At 45.5% G+C, this 18,525-nt stretch carries 20 protein-coding genes and 1 pseudogene; 4 read left to right on the forward strand and 17 right to left on the reverse strand.

Annotated features, from left to right (window positions below; genetic code table 11):
* Window positions 1-16 precede the first annotated feature (16 nt).
* From spoIIIAF to MHH86_RS21810, 7 genes are all read right to left on the reverse strand, one after another.
* Entirely contained in the window at window positions 17-793 is a 777-nt protein-coding gene (gene spoIIIAF / locus MHH86_RS21780) for a stage III sporulation protein AF (RefSeq protein ID WP_342479422.1), read from the reverse strand.
* A gap of 27 nt (window positions 794-820) precedes the next feature.
* Window positions 821-2,053 (reverse strand): stage III sporulation protein AE, encoded by a 1,233-nt coding sequence (gene spoIIIAE / locus MHH86_RS21785; protein ID WP_036682845.1) that lies wholly within the window; start codon window positions 2,051-2,053, stop codon window positions 821-823.
* Window positions 2,054-2,097: 44 nt separating this feature from the next.
* Window positions 2,098-2,487 carry a stage III sporulation protein AD gene (gene spoIIIAD / locus MHH86_RS21790; protein WP_036682847.1) on the reverse strand — a complete coding sequence of 130 codons (390 nt, stop codon included), beginning with the start codon at window positions 2,485-2,487 and terminating at the stop codon, window positions 2,098-2,100.
* Window positions 2,488-2,494: 7 nt separating this feature from the next.
* Window positions 2,495-2,698 (reverse strand): stage III sporulation protein AC, encoded by a 204-nt coding sequence (gene spoIIIAC, locus MHH86_RS21795; protein ID WP_036682849.1) that lies wholly within the window; start codon window positions 2,696-2,698, stop codon window positions 2,495-2,497.
* Window positions 2,699-2,711: 13 nt separating this feature from the next.
* On the reverse strand, window positions 2,712-3,230 hold the full coding sequence (gene spoIIIAB, locus MHH86_RS21800; RefSeq protein WP_036682851.1) for a stage III sporulation protein SpoIIIAB: 519 nt from the start codon (window positions 3,228-3,230) through the stop codon (window positions 2,712-2,714).
* A complete protein-coding gene (gene spoIIIAA, locus MHH86_RS21805; protein ID WP_038572536.1) occupies window positions 3,223-4,224 on the reverse strand; it encodes a stage III sporulation protein AA in 1,002 nt (333 codons plus the stop codon). The genes spoIIIAB and spoIIIAA overlap by 8 nt, the downstream gene beginning before the upstream one ends.
* Window positions 4,225-4,306: 82 nt before the next feature.
* Window positions 4,307-4,549: a YqhV family protein gene (locus MHH86_RS21810; protein WP_036683194.1), complete on the reverse strand. Its 243-nt coding sequence runs from the start codon at window positions 4,547-4,549 to the stop codon at window positions 4,307-4,309.
* Window positions 4,550-4,872: 323 nt separating this feature from the next.
* On the opposite strand from MHH86_RS21810, the gene MHH86_RS21815 reads away from it, so the two are divergent.
* The gene (locus MHH86_RS21815) at window positions 4,873-5,739 is read left to right on the forward strand and encodes a YitT family protein (RefSeq protein WP_342479423.1); all 867 of its coding nucleotides are present in this window, start codon (window positions 4,873-4,875) and stop codon (window positions 5,737-5,739) included.
* A 134-nt stretch (window positions 5,740-5,873) separates the two neighbouring features.
* Here the strand turns inward: MHH86_RS21815 and MHH86_RS21820 are convergent, their stop codons facing one another.
* The 5 genes from MHH86_RS21820 to MHH86_RS21840 all read right to left on the reverse strand — a co-directional run bounded on the left by MHH86_RS21820 (window position 5,874) and on the right by MHH86_RS21840 (window position 10,258).
* Window positions 5,874-7,127 (reverse strand): aspartate kinase, encoded by a 1,254-nt coding sequence (locus MHH86_RS21820; protein WP_342479424.1) that lies wholly within the window; start codon window positions 7,125-7,127, stop codon window positions 5,874-5,876.
* 193 nt (window positions 7,128-7,320) lie between these two features.
* Window positions 7,321-7,869, reverse strand: a complete 549-nt coding sequence (locus MHH86_RS21825) for a dihydrofolate reductase family protein (protein ID WP_076223549.1) — start codon at window positions 7,867-7,869, stop codon at window positions 7,321-7,323.
* A 147-nt stretch (window positions 7,870-8,016) separates the two neighbouring features.
* Window positions 8,017-8,574, reverse strand: coding sequence for an elongation factor P (efp, locus tag MHH86_RS21830; protein WP_038572538.1), 558 nt, complete (start codon window positions 8,572-8,574; stop codon window positions 8,017-8,019).
* A gap of 47 nt (window positions 8,575-8,621) precedes the next feature.
* Window positions 8,622-9,692: a Xaa-Pro peptidase family protein gene (locus tag MHH86_RS21835; RefSeq protein WP_036682862.1), complete on the reverse strand. Its 1,071-nt coding sequence runs from the start codon at window positions 9,690-9,692 to the stop codon at window positions 8,622-8,624.
* A 74-nt stretch (window positions 9,693-9,766) separates the two neighbouring features.
* Complete coding sequence (locus MHH86_RS21840; protein WP_036682865.1) at window positions 9,767-10,258, reverse strand: YqhR family membrane protein; 492 nt, start codon at window positions 10,256-10,258, stop codon at window positions 9,767-9,769.
* 155 nt (window positions 10,259-10,413) lie between these two features.
* Between MHH86_RS21840 and MHH86_RS21845 the strand changes: the two genes are divergently transcribed.
* Window positions 10,414-11,412 (forward strand): DUF1385 domain-containing protein, encoded by a 999-nt coding sequence (locus MHH86_RS21845; protein ID WP_036682868.1) that lies wholly within the window; start codon window positions 10,414-10,416, stop codon window positions 11,410-11,412.
* 7 nt (window positions 11,413-11,419) lie between these two features.
* Window positions 11,420-11,758, forward strand: a complete 339-nt coding sequence (locus MHH86_RS21850) for a hypothetical protein (RefSeq protein WP_036682871.1) — start codon at window positions 11,420-11,422, stop codon at window positions 11,756-11,758.
* Window positions 11,759-11,845: 87 nt separating this feature from the next.
* On the opposite strand, the gene MHH86_RS21855 is transcribed toward MHH86_RS21850, so the two are convergent.
* The 3 genes from MHH86_RS21855 to mntR all read right to left on the reverse strand — a co-directional run bounded on the left by MHH86_RS21855 (window position 11,846) and on the right by mntR (window position 15,241).
* Window positions 11,846-12,775, reverse strand: coding sequence for a patatin-like phospholipase family protein (locus MHH86_RS21855; protein WP_341160173.1), 930 nt, complete (start codon window positions 12,773-12,775; stop codon window positions 11,846-11,848).
* A gap of 88 nt (window positions 12,776-12,863) precedes the next feature.
* Entirely contained in the window at window positions 12,864-14,552 is a 1,689-nt protein-coding gene (locus tag MHH86_RS21860; protein WP_076146795.1) for a family 10 glycosylhydrolase, read from the reverse strand.
* Between the two features lie 263 nt (window positions 14,553-14,815).
* Window positions 14,816-15,241: a transcriptional regulator MntR gene (gene mntR, locus MHH86_RS21865; RefSeq protein WP_036682880.1), complete on the reverse strand. Its 426-nt coding sequence runs from the start codon at window positions 15,239-15,241 to the stop codon at window positions 14,816-14,818.
* Window positions 15,242-15,474: 233 nt separating this feature from the next.
* On the opposite strand from mntR, the pseudogene splB reads away from it, so the two are divergent.
* Window positions 15,475-16,485, forward strand: a pseudogene (splB, locus tag MHH86_RS21870) (spore photoproduct lyase); the annotation flags it as partial.
* A gap of 20 nt (window positions 16,486-16,505) precedes the next feature.
* Here splB and MHH86_RS21875 read toward each other — a convergent pair.
* Complete coding sequence (locus MHH86_RS21875) at window positions 16,506-17,219, reverse strand: cytochrome c biogenesis protein CcdA (RefSeq protein WP_076146793.1); 714 nt, start codon at window positions 17,217-17,219, stop codon at window positions 16,506-16,508.
* 190 nt (window positions 17,220-17,409) lie between these two features.
* Window positions 17,410-18,213 (reverse strand): metal ABC transporter permease, encoded by an 804-nt coding sequence (locus MHH86_RS21880; protein WP_036682884.1) that lies wholly within the window; start codon window positions 18,211-18,213, stop codon window positions 17,410-17,412.
* Between the last annotated feature and the right edge of the window lie 312 nt (window positions 18,214-18,525).

An 18,525-nucleotide genomic window follows, 5' to 3' on the forward strand; every position in this document is an offset into this window, starting at 1 on the left:
TTTAGAAACCGTAAGCTCATGATTTGACGTTACTAGCCACGCCGCCATCCACCTGAATGACTTTGGGATCCAAATCCCACTTCAGTTCCAGCAGCTTTACAATGGACTCCATTTCACTCGAGGACGCGCTGTCTTCAGCCACAGTTCCGTTCACTGCTTTATTAGGTTCGTCTGATGATGTCGCTTCACTCTCTACGTTATCTCCCGGATTAGCGCCAATTTTAACTTCTACAGGTGCTACAGGAGTGATTGTAATGGGTGCTGTAGTCGCTGTGCTGGAAGCTCCGGAAGTACCCGGGGAGTTAGCCGATGTCTGAGGCATAGAGACCTTTACATTAGAAATGACAGGAACATCTTCCTTACCGGTGCCGCCAGACTTCCCCATGCCCAGCGTTACGGTGACATTAACCCCGCGTTTGCCGGTCTCGCTGATAATCTGCTCTTTCATCTGACCCGCCACCTCTTCGGCAGCGAGCTGCAGACTCTGTTCCTGACGGCCTTGTGCAAGCTTTTGCCCATCTGCCAGAATCTGTTCCAAGGATGGGTCTCCCTTCCCTCCGCCAGTGAACAAACCGCCTTCTTTCTCTTGCTGTCCCATAGCGACACTCAGTTCGGAGATTGCATCACCTTTCAGGAGAGAGACGATAGGGCTGAGCATCGTGAGCAGGATTAGGAGACTTAGCACCAATCTTGCATAACGCTCCATGGATTTGCTTGGGAGCAGCAATTCAACAAATGACGCCAACAGCACAACCAGGATGATCTCCCGCAGCCAACCGCCCAACCAGCTCATGGTTTCCCTCCTAAAGGTTTTGTTGCTTCACCTCATCATTACGGTCAAGTTGCCCGCAGTCAGCATGATCGTAACCGCCATAAAAAACATTAAGGAAACAGCAGCCAAAGCAGCGAATACGTACACCATGCTTTTTCCAATCGTCTGGAGACAGACTACAATCGGTGTCTCTCCCAGCGGCTGCATCACAGCGGCGGCTATGTTGTAGATAAGGGCAAGCACCAGGATTTTGATTGCCGGAAAAGCACACAGGAACAATATGATAATGACACCCGATAACCCGATCGCATTCTTCACCAGCAGTGAAGCTGAGATTACTGTGTCTGTGGCATCCGCGAACATTTTGCCGATGACCGGAACAAAATTCCCTGTAATATATTTAGCGGCCCGAATGGTGACTCCATCCGTTACTGAGCTTGTTATCCCTCGAACGGAAATTACACCTAGGAACACAGTTAGCAGTACACCTAACAGTCCAGCACCGATGTTTCGCAGCAGGTTAGCCAGCTGGGTTAGTTTATATTTCTCCGACAATGCGCTGACCAGATGCAGCACAGCCGAGAAGAACAGAAGCGGAAAAACAAGGGTGTGGATCATGGTGCCAACCGTATGAATCATAAAAACAATTAACGGATGGGTGACAGAGACCGTAACGATATTCCCCATCGAAGCCAGCAGCGCGAACAGCAGTGGAATCATCGCCATCATGAAATCGATCATCCGGTCGATAGCATCCTTTGCATAACCAATAGCGATATTGAAGCTGTTCACGGCAATTACCAGCACCACCATATAACAGAGCGTATAAGCGACCTTACTGACCGTTTTTCGCTCAAAAGCGGTTTGCAGCGTCTCCAGAATCATGCTGAGCACACTGATCATCACAATCGTCACGAGCAGCTTTCCGTTGTACAGCACCTCATGCCACATAAAGCCTAGAAGCCCAGATAACACACCCTTCAAGCTGAGCCCCTTATCTCCTGGAAGCAGCATGTCCATTAGCGTAGGTGTGGCCCCGTCCGGGAAAAAACCACCATAATCCTTCATCAGCTGATCCCAATACGACTCCACTTTATCTTTTGGCAAATTATTCACCTGGCTCTTGACCCACTGGTCTACCGGGGAAGAACTGCCGGATTCTGGTGTTGAGGAAGCTTGCACACTCTGAGCTGTACCTGCAAACCATAGAATGAAAAAGAATGGAAGCAGCAGCAGTATTATTTTTAGTTTTGGAGGACGGAAAACACTGCGCTCTTGCATAATTTCTCCTCCCGATTCGTTGCTCAGCTCTCTTTACGATTGCTTTAAGCAGGCAGTAGTTTCATGACGGTTTCGATAATGATGCTGATAATGGGTACGGCTAGTACCATAATTAGCACTTTGCCAGCGAGTTCTATTTTGGAAGCAATCGATTCCTGACCGGCATCTCGTACAATCTGTGCACCAAACTCCGCGATATAGGAAATGCCGATGATTTTGAAAACAGTCTTCAAATAAATCATTTCCATCCCCGATGACTCAGCCACCCGCTCCAGTGTAGAGAGGATCATTCCGATCTTGCCGATCAGAAACATAAAAATTAGAATTCCTGTTGTAGTAGCAAGAAGAAAGGCGAACATCGGTTTTTGTTCCTTCAGTACGAGAATCAATATGGTCGATATCAGCCCAATCCCAACAACTTGAATAATCTCCATAGCACGCCTATTGAAAAAGAAAGATCGTTTTTATTTCCTGCAGCAACCCGTCCAGCATACGAATCACCATGAACAGCACGACTACGAACCCGATCACGGTTACCCAATGTGCAAAATCCTCTTTTCCCATCTGTTTGAGCACCGTGTGTATCATGGCGATAATTATGCCAATGCCGGCAATTTGAAAAATCGCATTGACTTCAATATTCATTCCTGGCACCTCGCTAAAAGATCAAAATGACGATCAGTACTCCAAGCAGCAGACCCAGGCTTTTACTTAACTTTTCATATTTGCCTTGATCCTCTCTGGCCACCGACTCCTCCTGCTTCAATTGCTGCAATGCTAACGCGATATGAGTGCTCTGATTCGACCTATCGCTTGTGCCGAGAGTACAGCTGAGCTGGCGAAGAATCTCTTTTTCTGTCCCCTTCATAGCGGTAGACTTCCAATATGCTTCCATCGCCCGCTGGATGGCATCCTGGGCGCTTCTGTCATAGGGAGGGCTCATCTCCTCCGCTGTTTTGACAAACAACGATTTCAGCGGGTCCTTAGACTGATTCCCAATCCGCCGCATGGCTTCCGGCAGTGGGGTGAAGCCGTACATGATCTCTGTTTCCAACCGCTGTAGTGCTGCTATTAAACCTCTGATATGTCTGGGCCTGTCTGCATATTGACGAGCAAACTGGAGACCTGCAAGCGTACCAGCCACCACAATGAGCACAGCACCGAACAGCTTAAGCATGCAAATCACCACCTAGTCGATCCCCGGGAGAGATAAGCAGCATTCCTCTTTTCTGGCCATCCAGAATACGAAACGTGAGGCCTGCTTCTGAACGATGGAGTATGACATATCTCTCGAACATCTTTTGTTCCAGCAGTCCTCCAAGACCCGGCCTACGAGCCAACTCTGTTACATCTTTTCCGTGAGCGGAAGCAATGACAGATATTCCGGCATGCAGTGCCTCGGTAACCGCTTCGGCATCTTCAGGACGGCCAATCTCATCCGCGATTAATACATCTGGAGATAGCGACCGGATCATCATCATCATGCCTTCTGCCTTGGGACACCCATCAAGAACGTCTGTCCGCGGACCCACGTCAAAGGCCGGAACACCACGCCGGCTGCCAGCAATTTCAGACCGTTCGTCAACAATTCCCACCTTCAGCCCCGGTCTATTCCCTTCGCGCTTGCCCAATTCCCCTAAGGAGATTTGTCTTGCGAGATCGCGGAGTAGGGTAGTCTTGCCATGTTGTGGAGGGGAGAGAATCAAGGTGTGCATCATTCGCTGCCGCCCCTTGTCCAGTAAATAAGGCAGCACTCCATCTGCGATTCCAGGTACTTCACGAGCAATACGGACATTAAAGCCAGTGATATCACGAAGATGTTCTACACCTCCGCCACTCAGTACTGTCCGACCAGCAAGTCCTATCCGATGACCGCCGGGAATCGTAATAAATCCTTTTCTCAGCTCTTCTTCCATCGTATATAGCGAATGGTTGCTGATCAGATCTAGCAGTCGATGAGTGTCTTCCCGATCCGGCTTGTAAGCTTCTTCAGGCCTCTGCGTCAAACTGCCATTCACTCTTAGAAAGTGATATTTACCAGAGTAGTTAATTTCCAGCGGACGACCTTCACGGACACGAATCTCCTCCACCATTCCTAGCAGCGGAAGGGGAAGGCACTTTAACAGTGCTCTTACTTTTTCAGGAAACAATTGCAGCCAGTCATCTGCCATACAAAGTACCCCCAAGCTGTCCTCTACTTAATTGCTTTATTCCATATTTATGCTTGTACGCGCCCAATATGCCTATCATCTATCATTTTTTCAAAATCCCGATTAAGAGAAAGGCTACACCGCAGCCCACCCAGCCTAATTTGCTCCATGACAGCTGCTGCGCCATCCCAGTCAGGCCAATTGCTGTCGTCAATATCAATATGGTCGGGCCTACCAAAGCCAGTCCAGAATTGACAGCGAGTGCCTTATCGACCTGATTTAATCTGAGCATTATCAGGGCAGCTATAATCTCTGCACTGCCCGAGAACAACCGCAGAGTCGCCATCCAACTCACATACTTGTCCAATCAACTCAACTCCTTTTACTAATTCATTCATACCAAAAGACATCTGAGGCTTGTTTAGCTTTCTATTATTCATGGATATGCGTGGCTTTTTCACTTTAGACAATGAGAAATGACAGATTTACAGATCAGACTGTGAAAGAATTCATAGTGAGTGGGTTCATAAATAAATATAATCAGTACGATAAAATAATTTTTACGAACGCCTTCATCTGTGGTATCCTTTTTAATTGGAAATATAGTGAGTTTATATTTTCAAAAAAAGGCAAACTAAAAAGACATAAGAAAAAGAGGGGATTTGTGTCATGCACGTTCGAAATTACGAGCTACCGCTCAGCATGCGGTCCGTAGTCAGACCAGTAAGAGAAGCGGCAATCATTATTTTTTCAGCTTTTTTAGTCGCCGCAGGGATGAGATTATTTCTAATTCCTCATCAACTGCTAAGCGGCGGGGTAGCGGGGGTGGCTTCAGTCATCGGGTATGTAACTAATCCGAAGTACATCTCAATCATTTATTTTGCGATAAACCTTCCTGTTCTGATCTGGGGATTTATTGCAGTGGGGAAAAAGTACATCTTACTAAGCATGCTTTCCGTTTTAGCTACCACCTGGTTCATGACAATTATTCCTGCGGTGAAAGTGACCAAAGACCCGATTTTGGCTAGTATTTTTGGCGGCGTAATGATTGCTGGCGGGGTTGGATTTTCTCTCCGTGCCGGGGGCTCATCTGGAGGATTTGATATATTAGGCTCGATTATTACACGTAAGCGGGATATTCCTATTGGGAATGTACTCTTCGTAATGGATGGGATCGTTATTCTGAGTTTAGGCTTCTTTAAAAGCTGGGACTCAGCCTTATACGCTATGCTCTGTATTTTTGTGAAAAGCAGAGTGGTTGATATGATTCATATTCGTCATGTCAAGCTAACCTGCTTCATTGTTACCAAGGAACGGGATAAAATGCTGAATCGTCTTAGAGAGCTGCCTCATGGCATCACAGTAGTCAACGCAGAGGGCGGTTACAGTCACGAGGGCAATACAATGCTGATGACCGTAACGACCCGCTATGAGCTGTCAGAGCTGCGTAAGACTATCCTTGAGACGGATCCAAGCTCTTTCGTCAATGTACTTGAGACTGTTGAAATTCTAGGCCGATTTAGACGTTTAGGATAAATACCCATATAGATGTAAAAAGGAACGCTGCATTCAAACCTGCAGCGTTCCTTTTCATTTATAGCTGATGCCCAAAAAGGAGACCCCGTAGCTAAGTAGCTGTAGGATCTCCCTTTTTATTGATTAAACGGCTCTTAACGACGATCCTTAGGACCACCAACAAAGGCCTGCTCAGTTGTATCCAGATTATAAGCGGTGTGAAGCGCCTGAATGATCGATGGCAAATTGCCGGATTCGATTACACAAGAAACCTTAATCTCTGACGTGCTGACCATCTTAATGCTTACTCCCTCTTGGGAGAGTACATCAAACATTTGAGCTGCAACACCAGGATGGCTAACCATACCCGCGCCAACAATAGAAACCTTCACGAGGTTATCCTCGGACGTTACTTCACGGTAAGGTAAAGTTTTATGGATTTCTTTAATTACTTCCTTCGCACGATCCAGTTCATCAAGTGAAACTGTAAATGAGAAGTCAGCCTGCTCATTCTGCACACCACTTTGTACAATGATATCTACGTTTACGCCTTCTTCAGCCAGCTTGCCGAAGACTTGAGCGAGTACACCCGGTACATCAGGTACTCCTAGAATACTGACACGTGCTACATTCTTATCATAAGCAATCCCACTAACTACGACTCCTTGCTCCATGCTTGCTTCCTCCTTCACAACAGTACCTTCATTATGATTAAAGCTCGATCTAACGACCAGCTTAACTTGATGACGCTTAGCATACTCCACTGCACGCGGATGTAGTACCGCCGCTCCCAGATTGGCAAGCTCTAGCATCTCATCGTATGAGATTTCGTTCAGCTTGCGGGCTGTTTTCACAATGCGTGGATCTGTAGAATAGATACCATCAACGTCGGTATAAATCTCACATACATCTGCTTGAATAGCAGCCGCAAGGGCTACAGCTGTCGTGTCCGATCCTCCGCGGCCCAGGGTAGTGATCTCACCATCCAAAGTCATCCCTTGGAAACCGGCAACGATAACGATCTGTTCGCGTTCCAAAGACGCTACTACACGGTGTGGATCAATATCATTGATACGAGCTCTACCGTGGGTTTTGTCTGTACGGAACCCGGCCTGCCATCCTGTATAAGATACTGCATTCCGCCCGATCCCATGAAGAGCTATGGACAAAAGAGCAACGGAAATCTGCTCTCCTGTTGTCATCAGCATATCCATTTCACGTGCAGGCGGCTGCCCGTTTAATTGCTTCGCCGTATCGATCAAATCATCTGTTGTATCCCCCATAGCAGATACAACTACAACGCAGCGATGTCCCTCATCCTGCTTGTCTGCGATGCGCTTGGCAACACGTTGCATGCGTTCTGTGTCGCCGACGGAGCTGCCTCCGAATTTCATAACATAAAGTGACAAAGTCCCACTCACTCCCCATATCGGTCTATGTAGTTGCTTCTAATCGGTTTCCCGCTTTAAACCAGTATAATACGAAAATAGCGTAATGCGTTAATGATTTCATTAAAAAATTATTGATTTTCCAGAAGCTAACAAAAAGATAAGGTCAGCTTCAACACACTAGCTGACCTCATTTCACTCGTCTTCCAATATTTCAATGGGAAGCTGGTCGATAAGTCAAGGCCATCACTCCAGAACTGAATCTTTTGGAGTCCACTAGCTCCAACGTCTTCTCTTCACCAACGTTATCGAACAGTCGCTGACCGCTACCCAGCAGAATCGGGAAGACCAGAAGCTGATATTTATCGACAAGGCCAAGCTGCATGAGGCTCTGCGCAAGCGTACGACTGCCAAAAACGAGAATATCTCTCCCCGGCTGCTCCTTCAGCTTGGACACCTCCTGAACAAGATCGCCCTTGATCAAGCTTGAATTGCTCCATGTTGTTTCTTCGAGAGTTGTGGAGACTACGTACTTAGCGTATCCATTCATCATTTCACCGTACTCACCCGTCTGCTCAACCATATTTGGCCAAGCCTCTGCAAAACCTTCGTAGGTTGTCCGTCCTAACATTAGAGCGTCAGCAGCTTTCAGTTCAGCAAATTTGAAATGCTCCTGTTCTTCACTTCCGAATGAGAAGGTCCATTGTGGATTTTCCATAACACCATCAAGGGATATGAACTCAGATATAATTAATTTTCTCATATGCGCCTCCTTCTAATCCTTTAATTCGTAAGTATAATATCCCACACCTATACTGTTCCTCATGCATCCTCGTTTATATACCAAAAACCCCCCACCGTAATAACGGGGGAGGCTGATTGGTTATAAGTTCAGCAAGTATGATGCTTCCTACGCGCGGGAGATATATTTACCTTCGCGAGTATCAATAAGCAGCACATCTCCTTCATTGATGAACAAAGGAACTTGTACAGAATGACCTGTTTCAAGCTTGGCCGATTTAGTAGCGCCTTGAGCTGTATTTCCCTTCACACCTGGCTCAGTTTCAACAACCTTCAGCTCTACACTGGTAGGCAGGTTGATCCCAAGGATTTCACCTTGGTAACTGATGATGTTTACAGTCATGTTCTCTTTAAGGAAGTTCAATTCCCATTCAAGCTGCTTGCTGGACAATTCGAATTGGTCATAGGTTTCGTTGTCCATGAAAGCATGCTCAGATCCGCTTGCATACAAATATTGCACGCCACGGTTCTCAATAATAGCACGGCCAATAGTTTCACCTGCACGGAAAGTACGCTCTACAGTGTTACCATTGCGCAGGTTTTTCAGCTTAGAGCGAACGAACGCTGCACCTTTACCTGGTTTAACGTGCTGGAAATCAAGAACGGTAAAAATATCACCGTCCACCTCTACGGTCAAGCCTGTCTTAAAATCGTTTACTGAAATCACTAAAAATCCCTCCTGAATTCGATAATTAAACCACTACTTTTTCATACTTACAGTACTGTATATTCTTTGGACGAATGGGTCAGCAGCGATATTCCGCTCTCGGTGATCACAATATCGTCTTCAATACGTACTCCGCCAATCCCCGGCAAATAGATACCTGGTTCCACAGTAACCACCATTCCCGGCTGCATGATATCGTCACTCAGCTTGGACAAACGCGGCCATTCATGAACTTCCATTCCAAGTCCATGACCCGTGCTATGTCCAAATTGATCACCATATCCGTAGCTAGCGATGATATCACGTGCCAGTGCATCACATTCCCGTCCAGTCATACCCGGTTTGATATGTGCCAACGTATGTAGCTGAGCTTCCAGCACAATATCATAGATTTCTTTCAGCTTCGGATCTGGAGCTCCGAGTGCAATGGTACGAGTCACATCTGAGCAGTATCCATCGAGTAATGCGCCGAAATCAAGCGTAATAAATTCATTACCTTGAATTACACGGCTGCTTGCTACGCCATGCGGCATGGACGAACGTTCACCTGAAGCAACAATCGTATCAAAAGATGACGCAGTTGCCCCGTGGGTACGCATATAGAATTCCATTTCCAAATCGACGTCTCTTTCAGTCATGCCTGGTTTGATCACATTCAGAATATGATTGAATGTAGCATCAGCCAGATCAGCTGCACGTTGCATAACAGCAAGCTCTTCAGCATCCTTGAACATACGGAGGTCTTCCACGGCTTTGGAAACTGGAACTAACACTGCCGGCTTAAGGGCTTCCGCATATGAGGTATAAGCGCTGAATGAGACATCATCCTGTTCGAAACCAACACGTACCTCACTGCCTGTTGGCAGCAACTCGCGTACTGTATCAATAAATTTAGGACCATGCTCTACAACCTTAACTCCTACCGCTTGATCCGCAGCCTGTGTCATGTACCTGAAGTCAGTTAGCAGATAACAATCATCGCTTGTCACCAATACATAACCGGACGATCCGGTAAATCCACTTAAATAGCGGCGGTTATAACCGCTGGTTATCAACATTGCTTCCAATCCTTTATCCTGCAAAACCTTACGCAGCTTGGAGACGCGCTCGTTACCCATTTTCATTCTCCTCTCGAAATAGCCACATTGTATTTTAACATAGGGATATCCCCTTGAGAAGTTTTTTCGAGCCGTTAGGCAAGTGCAGTCGCTTGCTCACGCTTTCGTTCGTCGGTATACTCAATCGCCGCTGTGTATCCAATGAACATCCCCCAAAGTAAAAAAAGGCAGAACTCACTAATCACAGTGTTCCACGGCAGCTTAAAAGGCGGCTGCATAAGAAACATTTGCGAGCCGGGAATAAATATAACTACCCACCACAAAACACCATAAACCAATCCTGGCCAAGGTCCCTTCAGCTTGCGCAGAATAAGCACATATAGCAGTGAGGCTATCACTGAAAATAAGATGAAAAACAAATAACCCACGAGATGTCCATACATTGTTGTCAGAAAAGTATGTTTAAAAAACGGCTCTGCTAAATAACCAGGACTAACCTTGGTAAAGCTGAACCAGTAGATTAACCAGTGCAGCCCTCCCCAAATCAAACCTGCGAAAAAACCTAATTCGAGCGCAAAAAACCAAATATTAGTATGATCTGATTGTTGTTGATGTGATTTGCTCATAGAATTGCCTCGCTTTCCGTATTTTAATACCGATTTGTCTCTCCTTGTCCCTATAAGGTAGTATGTGCAGCAAAAGGCGATCCAACTAGTAATGTCTTCAAAAATTAGTTACAATGTATTATATAAATCATATTAATTACGGGAAGGTGAATTGGTTGTCCCAGGAAACTCCCAGCTATGGCGGCCAAGCCGTCATTGAAGGCGTCATGTTCGGCGGCAAGCATATTAATGTAACAGCCGTGCGACGAAAGAATCAGGAGATTACATTTTTGGAGGTGCCAAGAAGCGATAAGAGCTGGGTCACTAAACTGCGCAAGATTCCGCTGCTTCGCGGCCTTGTCAGTATTATAGATGCCAGCGCCAAAGGCTCTAAGCACTTGAACTATTCAGCTGAATCCTATGCCGAAGATGAATTGGAACCCGAAGAACTGGCGAAAGAGAAAGCTAAGCCGAAGAAAAAGGACGAAGGCTGGAGCCTCGGAATGATTTTTGGCGTTGCTGTAATGGGTATTCTCTCCTTCTTATTCGGAAAGCTCATTTTTACGCTTGTCCCAGTATTTGTCGAAGATTTTTTATTCAAGAATGCATTTGATAACTATGTACTGCACAACCTCATAGAAGGCGGCATTAAAATGGTCCTCTTGCTGGTCTATTTATGGGCGATTTCGCAAACACCTGTGATCAAGCGGCTATTCCAGTATCACGGTGCGGAACACAAAGTCATCAGCGCCTTTGAAGCAGGCGAAGAGCTGACTGTCCAGAACGTTCAGAAATACAGCCGTCTGCATTACCGCTGCGGAAGCAGTTTTATGATGCTGACGATTATCCTCGGCGTTATTATTTACTCCGTAGTACCATGGGATAATCTTTGGGAACGTGTGATCCAACGGATTATTCTGCTTCCTGTCGTAATCGGTGTTTCGTTTGAGGTTCTGAAGGGTACCAACGCAGTAAGAGAAATTCCAGGTCTCAAATACTTGGGATATCCTGGACTATGGCTGCAGCTGCTCACTACCAAAGAACCAAAGGATGATCAGGTAGAAGTATCCATCGCCTCTTTCAATCGTATGCGTGAGCTTGATGCAGAGATTGAAGCCAGAGGATATACGGAGGCAAGTGTGTCAGGCGGCATATTGGATCCTGCGAAAGGATGAGTGTCCTATGATCAGGCATGCTTTAATTTTTTGGATTTCAGTAATTCTTGCAATATTCGGTTTTGTGATTGGAGTCTTGACTGAGCCTTTCTACACGCTGTCGAAGCTGATTCTCCCCTTAGTATTGTTAGCGATTATCTATTATGCTTACAAAATGGGACCAGGGAAATACGCTCGCAGCAGTAATGGATCTAGAATCAAAGTCAAACCTTCGCAGAAAACCATGACCAAGGTAGCTGGGATTCGCAAGACACAAGCAGCACCAGGCAAACGCAAAAGTTATCCCTTCCAAGTCATCGAAGGAAATAAAGGGAAAAACGATGATCAGCTTCCGAAGTACCATTAACTAAATTATGACAAACACAAAAAAGCATCTCCACGTTTCAAAATAACGTGCGGGATGCTTTTTTTCTGATATTATGAAGCTTGCTTGTTATCGGGGGCGCCATTCCTTAAAGAAGTCTTCCCCTGCTTTCAGTCCGGCGGCATACAATTCGTCGCTTTGCATCTTCGTAATATTAAATTGGGTCGTGCCGATACCAAGCGTTGGGATGGTTACTGTGCGGACATATTTATCATCTTCAATATATTTCTCATCATGAGCAGACAGCATGGTACTGACCATAGCTTGCAGCATACTGAATGGTCCCCTAATCCTGTGGGGCTGCGGGTCGGTTTTACCTACTGTTTGATACCCTACGGTAGGGATTCTTTTCCCCGGCACTTTACTATTCTCGTTCATCCCGTCAAATAGCCATAAAGGAAAATTGCTTAATAATCCTCCGTCCACAACGTATACAAATTGCTCAATAAAAGACTTCCCTCTAGCGGACTGTCCATTTAACCTGAGCATCACTGGATCAAAAAAATAAGGAATACTGCAGCTCATACGGACAGCCTTAGCCACCTCAAAATGTTCAGGAGAGATTCCATACTGTTCCAACCCATCTGGTAAGACCAATATCCGGCCATTGGTAATGTCAGAAGCAATTATAGATAGTTTGCCTGGAGGCAGATCACGAAAAGTGATAATTCCCTTTTTAAGCAAAAGCGATCTCATCCACGATTCCAAGGCTTCACCCGAATACAATCCCTTCTTCAATAACACTCGCAGTGCAGGACCTACCCAAGCCGTATTATAAATGGGAGCTCGCTTCATAAACGATGAAAAAGAAGTTCCTTGGATAATCCGACTCATTTCCTCACCTTCATAACCCGCAGCCAGTAAAGTCGCTACAATCGCGCCTGAGGAGGTTCCAGCGACCTTTTTAAAGGTTCGCCCCGCCTTTTCCGTGGCTTCAACTGCTCCAGCGAGAGAAATCCCTTTTACTCCCCCTCCTTCAAACACAGCGTTAATCTCCATACACAAAAATCCCCCGTTTCCCATAGATTCTATTGCTTATCTATGAGCACGGGGGAGCATTCATGACTCCTTATCTAGAACAGTTATCTTATTTGGACTGAAAATAAAAGGTCAGCAAATTTGATAATCCAAACGGATTGCGGACTACAATGTCATTTGCTCTGAACATAATACTGCCTGCAACCTCTTTATATTTCTCATTATATTTAAGCTGGTTGATGATTTGGTCGCCACTTTGCCATTCTGCTTTCTGGTCACTTGCTCCAACCTTATAAGCAGCTTGCCCAATATAGAGCTTAACATTCGTATTCTCTACCTCTTTAACCCACCAATCTACTAGCTTATCGTAGCGGGCAGTGCTAAAGGACAGACTCCAATAAATTTGCGGTGCGACATAGTCAATCCAGCCTTGCTTGATCCATGTCCGAACATCGGCGAACATATCGTCATAAGCGGTAACTCCAGCTGTGGTATCCGAACCTGTGCTGTCTTTTTTGATATTACGCCATACACCAAACGGACTAATTCCATAAGAAACCTTCGGTTTCACCTTATGAATCTGTTCTCCCAATTGGCGGACGAATTCATTAATATTATCGCGGCGCCAATCCGCCTTAGAGGACAGGTTCTTCGTGTTATAAGTCTTATAAGCAGTATCATCGGCAAAAGATACACCTGAAGGATAGAAATAATCATCCAAATGGACACCATCTACATCATAGCCTTTGACGACCTCCAACACTGTATCGATAATATGCTGGCGGGCTGCTGGGATCCCTGGATTGATGTATTTTTTACCTCCTGCGTCTACAATCCATTCCGGATTTGACTTAGCCACATGATTACTTGCTAATGCAGATGTAGAAGCATCCGTTGTCGCGCGGAATGGGTTGAACCATGCATGGAACTGCATACCGCGTGAATGTGCAGCGCTGACCATATAGCTCAACGGGTCATAACCCGGATTTTTTCCTTGGGTGCCGGTCAGCACCTTAGACCAAGGAACTAGAACAGAAGGGTACAGGCTGTCTGCTGAGGTTCTAACCTGTACAAAAACAGCATTAAAACCAACAGCTTTTAGCTTGTCCAGCAGATTATCAAATTCTTGTTTTTGTTTCGCTTCGTTACCTGCAGAAGCTACTGAAGGCCAGTCCAGATTAAATACTGTAGAGATCCAGGCTCCCTTCATCTCCTTGTTAGCCGACGCACCAGGGATACTTGGAACTGTTGGCGAGGTCGGTTTTGGAGTCGCTGTAGGGGCTGGGGTCGGCGTTGGCGTAACGACTGGAGTCGCTGTAGGTACTGCTGGCGTTTCCGGATCAGCAGCCTGCGGCGGCTCTGTATTAGAGTACAAAGAAATATGTTTGGTAGTCTGATCCCAGATAACCTGTAACCCCAATTGCTCACTTACAAAACGAAGCGGCACCATAACCCGTCCCTGCTTAATCTGTACTGAGGTGTCGAGGGCTACAGAAGCATTATTAACTAATGCACTTTTCTGGCCACTGGTCAGCTTGATCTCTGTATCTCCTTGCGTGATTGTAACTGTCTTACTGCTTTGATTCCAAACTACTCCAGCACTCAACCCTTTACTAATGACGCTAATTGGCACCATCGTTACATTCGAAGCTGTGATATACGGCGGCACATCGCTTGCCAGCGCCTCGCCATCCAGTTCAATGGTAATCTGCACAGCTGCCGCACGTGCCCCAGGAGACCATAAAGGCAGAAACAATACTAATACTAGCAATCCCAACATCCATTTACGATAATTCATAATTCCTCCCCAAATCTAAAATAATATGTATCCAATAAAAAAAGAAAAAACGGATCAATCCTCCAAGTTGATGTACCGATTCCACCCTTCAAAAGAGCGGTATCAATCTCAGCCAGAAAAAGGACTTATCCGTTTTGACGCTAAAAACTGGGAAAGGTTGCACTAAACAAAATAGAAACGGCTATACCATCAAGTAGTTTATGCTCACCAAAGCCTTGCTGGGCATAACTTTAAGGACGGTATCCGTTTCGGGAAAAAACATTTCAAGAATCGCTTGCCAGTTCATTGTGAATAGCATATAAAGTCTGCAGACGTTCTTCATCGCGGCGGAAATATTCCACCAACGTTTCGATACGTGTAATCGAATCCCAACTTAGGTGGTGCTCGATCCCTTCAACATCATTATAGATAAATTCCTGCTGTACTCCGATCAAACCGAGGAATTCTTCCAATAGTTGATGACGATCAACAAGACGTTTCCCTACTTTTTTCCCTTTGTTGGTTAGGACAAGCCCACGATATTTCTCATAGATGAGATATTCGTCCTTATCCAGTTTTTGGATCATCTTGGTCACAGAGGAGGGATGTACTTCCAGTCCCTCGGCAATATCCGAGACCCGCGCATAACCTTTCTCATCAATGAGCTTATATATGCGCTCCAAATAATCCTCCATGCTGGGTGTTGGCATTAAAATTTACCTCTTTTCTATAATGAACCTGGCGCCGAGCCAAACCTTGCTCTAACAATGATACATGTTTCTAACGCCCCTTGGCAAGTCCTTCAAGAGAACATGCTGAGGAGTTACCCATGATTGCCATGCTTCTAATGAGACTCAGTTAGGCATAATAAACTTACTCATCTTTCAGAAGGAGCGTGAATTCATGACTATAGTGACACCTGAGACCCCTCCCGTAAAGAGAACCAGAGCTTGTTTTCTTCGAGCCGGATGCTTTAAATTACCCGAAAGGTGAACGGATCATGGAATGGGTGAAGGCTAACAATATTCCCTATCGCATGACTACATCGCATAACCGCATAATGAATTTCCCGGGTGACACAGAGGTCGAGCAATATAAAATTGCCAAAAGAACACTTGTAGTCGGCCTGCGCAAAACCTTAAAGTTTGACCAATCCAAACCCTCCGCAGATTATGCAATTCCGATCGCAACTGGCTGCATGGGCCACTGCCATTATTGTTATTTGCAGACTACTTTAGGTGCAAAGCCTTACATTCGTGTATATGTAAACACCGAAGACATCATTGACGCCGCCAAAAAATATATCGAGGAACGTAGCCCTGAAATCACGACTTTTGAAGCAGCCTGTACCTCAGATCCATTAGGACTGGAGCATATTACCGGATCTCTGTCAGAACTCATCACATTCATGGCAGCGGAGCCCCTTGGCCGCCTGCGCTTTGTGACCAAATACCAACATGTTGAACCTCTACTCGATTTGCAGCATAACGGACATACCAGAATTCGTTTTAGCGTAAATGCTGACTATGTGATCAAAAATTTCGAGCCTGCTACCTCGCGGTTTGAAGAGCGAATTGAAGCGGCTGGAAAGGTCGCACGTGCCGGCTATCCACTGGGCTTCATCATTGCCCCAATTATTTGGTATGACGGCTGGCAGGAAGGCTACGCGGAGCTGCTGGCCAAATTAGCCAAGACCCTCCCGCCGGAAATAGGAAAAGGTCTAACCTTTGAAATGATTCAGCACCGATTCACCAAAACAGACAAGACTGTAATTGAGAAACGTTATCCGAAATCTAAACTAGAAATGGACATGGAGAAACGTAAAAAGAAATGGGGCCGCTGGGGACAGAACAAATATGTCTATCCGGATGAACAGCAAACCGCCCTGCGAGAATTTATCACAGAGCGGATTTTCGAGCATTTTCCTGAAGCAGGTATTGATTACTTCACCTAAGCTCTAAAAATTCTTGTATTTTAAAAAATTAGCCAATCCGGCGTTATTCCTTGTAGCCACACTGTTATCCGGAACATTTGATCCGTGAACAGCAAAACACCCATAAATACCATTAGGACGCCGCCAATCTTCATCAGCAGATTCGAATACTTGAGGATACGCTTCACTCCGCCAAGGAAAAAGGCTAAAAGAAAAAATGGCAAAGCAAATCCGATGCTATACGCGGTAATCAATGTAAACCAAGTGCCTGGATCGCTTGCCGACAGTGCAATAATTGCCGTCAAAATCGGTCCGATACAAGGTGACCAACCAGCAGAAAAACCAATTCCGAAAATAAAGGAGCCCACATAACCCGCCGGTTTCCATTTTAAATCAAGCTTCCGTTCGCGAAGTAGAAACTGGGGCTGAAAAATCCCAATCAAAAATAAACCCATTACAATAATTAGAATCGCCGACAATTGCCGGATCAGATCACGCTGGCCATTAAAGAATTGCCCGAATAACCCAGCCCCAAAACCAAGTGTGTAAAAAACAGCAGAAAAACCTAATATAAATGCCAATGTATGAGTCAGGGTGCGTACACGAACCTCTTTAGAGTTGCTGCCTGATTTTAATTGTTGAACGGATAACCCGGTAATGTACGATAAATAAGAGGGGTACAGCGGTAAGCAGCATGGCGATATAAACGATGCCACCCCTGCGGCTAAAGCAATTCCTGCATTGATATTAGACAAAATAGCGGCTCTCCTTCCGGCATTCGAGTCACTTCATGGAGCTGCTTATGGCTCCTTTTTTTAATATAAGAAAGGATTAATTTCTCATTATTACTTTTCTTATATTCACACCTAAACGCTTATCGTCCTTACAAGGACACCGAAGGCGTTTACGCTTGCCTAATGCGATACCGATTACTTAATTCGCTGTTTATGCTGGCAATCCCTTTTTACCGATCAAGGTTAATACCAATAATGATATGAGCAAAAGCACAATAGTTGCACCGGGAGCCAAATTCCACACTCCAGCTACTACTAGTCCTCCTACAACGGCAATCTCCGAAATGATAACCGCCAGGATGACCGAGGATTTAAAGCTACGAGATAGCAATAAGCTGATTGCGACCGGAATAGTCAACAAAGCAGATACTAATAGCGAGCCCACAATCTTGATCGCTGTGCTAATCACAAGTGCTGTCAGGATGGTGATCAGCATGTTAAGCAGCTTCACCGGCAGCCCACTTACACTTGCTGCATCCTCTTCAAAGCTAAGCAAAAAGAACTCTTTAAAGAACATCGATACTACTACTACAACAGCTATAGTCACTATGCCTACCACGATCAAATCAGTATTATCGAGCGTATAAATGCTGCCGAACAAATAACTCATTACGTCAGCATTATAACCTTTTCCTAAGGTGAAAAAGAGTGAAGCCAACGCCACTCCGCCGGACATTATAATGGCAATCGACAGCTCCGCATAACTCTTATAAGCCTTGCGAAGCTTTTCAATCGCGAAGGACGCTACCACTGCAAAGATAAGGCCTGCGCCCAGCGGATAAAATCCTGTTAGAAAACCGAGTGCTACCCCCGCTATAGTAACATGAGCCAGCGTATCACCAATCATGGATAATCGTCTAAGCACAAGAAAAACGCCTATAAGCGGCGCCGTTATACCAATCAGCAGTCCGCCCGCAAGCGCCCGCTGAAAAAAATCGCTAAATAGTATTTCCAACTTAAACTCTCCTTCATACAAACTCAAACCATTTTAAAACCATTTTAAAACCTTTTTTAAACCTTTTTCAAACCTTTTTCAAACCTTTTTCAAACCTTTTTCAAACCTTTTTCAAACCTTTTTCAAACCTTTTTCAAACCTTTTTCAAACCTTTTCGATCCCTCCCAAACCCTCCCTTCCAAGGGAGGGCCCCAAGGGCTCTGCCCTCTGGACACCCGTTAAGTGCAACTAGCGTAGGAGTTAGTGTTACTGAACATAGATAGGTCGGGGAAAGATCGCTTTCGTCCCTAAAGGGACACGCTTGTACTTTGG

The sequence above is a fragment of the Paenibacillus sp. FSL F4-0097 genome, from assembly GCF_038593125.1.
Classification (GTDB): domain Bacteria; phylum Bacillota; class Bacilli; order Paenibacillales; family Paenibacillaceae; genus Paenibacillus_AQ; species Paenibacillus_AQ odorifer.

Bases quoted from the DNA above. Each gene is read 5' to 3' on its own strand.
- spoIIIAF (WP_342479422.1), bottom strand. From the start codon at position 793: ATGAGCTGGTTGGGCGGTTGGCTGCGGGAGATCATCCTGGTTGTGCTG.
- MHH86_RS21855 (WP_341160173.1), bottom strand. From the start codon at position 12,775: ATGGAGATTAACGCTGTGTTTGAAGGAGGGGGAGTAAAAGGGATTTCT.
- spoIIIAB (WP_036682851.1), bottom strand. From the start codon at position 3,230: ATGCTTAAGCTGTTCGGTGCTGTGCTCATTGTGGTGGCTGGTACGCTT.
- MHH86_RS21815 (WP_342479423.1), top strand. From the start codon at position 4,873: ATGCACGTTCGAAATTACGAGCTACCGCTCAGCATGCGGTCCGTAGTC.
- MHH86_RS21840 (WP_036682865.1), bottom strand. From the start codon at position 10,258: ATGAGCAAATCACATCAACAACAATCAGATCATACTAATATTTGGTTT.
- spoIIIAE (WP_036682845.1), bottom strand. From the start codon at position 2,053: ATGCAAGAGCGCAGTGTTTTCCGTCCTCCAAAACTAAAAATAATACTG.
- MHH86_RS21810 (WP_036683194.1), bottom strand. From the start codon at position 4,549: ATGGCGACTCTGCGGTTGTTCTCGGGCAGTGCAGAGATTATAGCTGCC.
- MHH86_RS21860 (WP_076146795.1), bottom strand. From the start codon at position 14,552: ATGAATTATCGTAAATGGATGTTGGGATTGCTAGTATTAGTATTGTTT.
- spoIIIAD (WP_036682847.1), bottom strand. From the start codon at position 2,487: ATGGAGATTATTCAAGTTGTTGGGATTGGGCTGATATCGACCATATTG.
- spoIIIAC (WP_036682849.1), bottom strand. From the start codon at position 2,698: ATGAATATTGAAGTCAATGCGATTTTTCAAATTGCCGGCATTGGCATA.
- MHH86_RS21825 (WP_076223549.1), bottom strand. From the start codon at position 7,869: ATGAGAAAATTAATTATATCTGAGTTCATATCCCTTGATGGTGTTATG.
- spoIIIAA (WP_038572536.1), bottom strand. From the start codon at position 4,224: ATGGCAGATGACTGGCTGCAATTGTTTCCTGAAAAAGTAAGAGCACTG.
- mntR (WP_036682880.1), bottom strand. From the start codon at position 15,241: ATGCCAACACCCAGCATGGAGGATTATTTGGAGCGCATATATAAGCTC.
- MHH86_RS21835 (WP_036682862.1), bottom strand. From the start codon at position 9,692: ATGGGTAACGAGCGCGTCTCCAAGCTGCGTAAGGTTTTGCAGGATAAA.
- MHH86_RS21850 (WP_036682871.1), top strand. From the start codon at position 11,420: ATGATCAGGCATGCTTTAATTTTTTGGATTTCAGTAATTCTTGCAATA.